At 55.0% G+C, this 2,821-nt stretch carries 2 rRNA genes (1 of these 2 cut by a window edge); both read right to left on the bottom strand.

The annotated features are described in order from the left end of the window. Positions 1-755, bottom strand: a 23S ribosomal RNA gene (locus ACIBJI_RS42440); it reaches 2,476 nt to the left of the window's first position. Positions 756-1,094: 339 nt separating this feature from the next. Continuing rightward, positions 1,095-2,613 (bottom strand): 16S ribosomal RNA (locus ACIBJI_RS42445). Together the 16S and 23S rRNA genes form the textbook arrangement of a ribosomal RNA operon. Between the last annotated feature and the right edge of the window lie 208 nt (positions 2,614-2,821).

A 2,821-nucleotide genomic window follows, 5' to 3' on the forward strand; every position in this document is an offset into this window, starting at 1 on the left:
AAACGCCCTATTCGGACTCGCTTTCGCTACGGCTACCCCACACGGGTTAACCTCGCCACATGCCACTAACTCGCAGGCTCATTCTTCAAAAGGCACGCCATCACCCACCACAACAAAGTTGTGCGTAGGCCCTGACGGATTGTAAGCGCACGGTTTCAGGTACTATTTCACTCCCCTCCCGGGGTACTTTTCACCTTTCCCTCACGGTACTAGTCCGCTATCGGTCACCAGGGAGTATTCAGGCTTACCGGGTGGTCCCGGCAGATTCACAGCAGATTTCACGGGCCCGCTGCTACTCGGGCATCATCCACAACAGCCGTTGAGTTTTCGCTTACCGGACTATCACCGTCTATGGCAGGCCGTTCCAGACCACTTCAACTAACACAACGGTTTCTGACTGTCGCCCATCACGGCAGTGATGAGAAGAATGACCCCACAACCCCAAGAACACAACAACTGCCGTCTATCACATGCTCCTGGTTTAGCCTCATCCGCTTTCGCTCGCCACTACTCACGGAATCACTATTGTTTTCTCTTCCTGTGGGTACTGAGATGTTTCACTTCCCCACGTTCCCTCCACACACCCTATATATTCAGATGCGGGTAACACGACATCACTCGTGCTGGGTTTCCCCATTCGGAAATCCTCGGATCTCAGCTCGGTTGACAGCTCCCCGAGGCTTATCGCAGCCTCCTACGTCCTTCATCGGCTCCTGGTGCCAAGGCATCCACCGTACGCTCTTAAACACTTACAAACAAAGATGCTCGCGTCCACTGTGCAGTTCTCAAACAACACACCCACTCGAACCTGAATCCAGGACCAACCCAACAACTTCCGTCGCCAGCGGTATCACAAGAGATCCGAGCAGATCGTCTATTTGCCTAGAAAGAAACACTCGCGTGTTCTCTCAGGACCCAACAGTGTGCCGATATATTCACCGCGACCAACCACTCAGGATTGACCGAATGCGATAAAACTTGTCAGTGTTCCACCCATGAGCGTCCGCCGGAAAACGTATGTTTCCGAAACGGTCTCTGGCATCAACGTTTACCATCCCCGACTCTTCGGGGTGCGATGCAGAAGTGCTCCTTAGAAAGGAGGTGATCCAGCCGCACCTTCCGGTACGGCTACCTTGTTACGACTTCGTCCCAATCGCCAATCCCACCTTCGACGGCTCCCTCCCACAAGGGGTTAGGCCACCGGCTTCGGGTGTTACCGACTTTCATGACGTGACGGGCGGTGTGTACAAGGCCCGGGAACGTATTCACCGCAGCGTTGCTGATCTGCGATTACTAGCGACTCCAACTTCACGGGGTCGAGTTGCAGACCCCGATCCGAACTGAGACCGGCTTTAAGGGATTCGCTCCACCTCACGGTATCGCAGCCCTCTGTACCGGCCATTGTAGCATGTGTGAAGCCCTGGACATAAGGGGCATGATGACTTGACGTCGTCCCCACCTTCCTCCGAGTTGACCCCGGCAGTCTCTCACGAGTCCCCGCCATAACGCGCTGGCAACATAAGATAAGGGTTGCGCTCGTTGCGGGACTTAACCCAACATCTCACGACACGAGCTGACGACAGCCATGCACCACCTGTACACCAACCACAAGGGGGGCTATATCTCTATAGCTTTCTGGTGTATGTCAAACCCAGGTAAGGTTCTTCGCGTTGCATCGAATTAATCCACATGCTCCGCCGCTTGTGCGGGCCCCCGTCAATTCCTTTGAGTTTTAGCCTTGCGGCCGTACTCCCCAGGCGGGGTACTTAATGCGTTAGCTACGGCACGGATCCCGTGGAAGGAAACCCACACCTAGTACCCACCGTTTACGGCGTGGACTACCAGGGTATCTAATCCTGTTCGCTACCCACGCTTTCGCTTCTCAGCGTCAGTTACTTCCCAGAGACCCGCCTTCGCCACCGGTGTTCCTCCTGATATCTGCGCATTTCACCGCTACACCAGGAATTCCAGTCTCCCCTGAAGTACTCTAGTCCGCCCGTATCGACCGCAAGCCCACCGTTGAGCGGTAGGTTTTCACGAACGACGCGACGAACCGCCTACAAGCTCTTTACGCCCAGTAATTCCGGACAACGCTCGCACCCTACGTATTACCGCGGCTGCTGGCACGTAGTTGGCCGGTGCTTCTTCTACAGGTACCGTCACTTCCGCTTCGTCCCTGTCGAAAGAGGTTTACAACCCGAAGGCCGTCATCCCTCACGCGGCGTCGCTGCATCAGGCTTCCGCCCATTGTGCAATATTCCCCACTGCTGCCTCCCGTAGGAGTCTGGGCCGTGTCTCAGTCCCAGTGTGGCCGGTCACCCTCTCAGGTCGGCTACCCGTCGTCGCCTTGGTAGGCCATTACCCCACCAACAAGCTGATAGGCCGCGGGCCCATCCTGCACCGATAAATCTTTCCACCACAAGACATGCATCCCGTAGTCATATCCGGTATTAGACCCAGTTTCCCAGGCTTATCCCGAAGTGCAGGGCAGATCACCCACGTGTTACTCACCCGTTCGCCGCTCGTGTACCCCGAAGGGCCTTACCGCTCGACTTGCATGTGTTAAGCACGCCGCCAGCGTTCGTCCTGAGCCAGGATCAAACTCTCCGTTGAAGACTCTCAACCACACCCAAAAAGGGCGCAATCAGAAGAATTAACCAGAGTCCGAAAACCTTGGCAAAATCAAACGCCAACAAAAAATATTTGCTGACTAAATGTCCGACCCACCCACACGGGGGTATGAGGAGCCGGAACCAAATAAAACATTTGGCACTGACATTCATCGACACACTATTGAGTTCTCAAAGAACACACGCACACA

Source organism: Nocardia sp. NPDC050408, from assembly GCF_044458905.1.
GTDB lineage: Bacteria > Actinomycetota > Actinomycetes > Mycobacteriales > Mycobacteriaceae > Nocardia.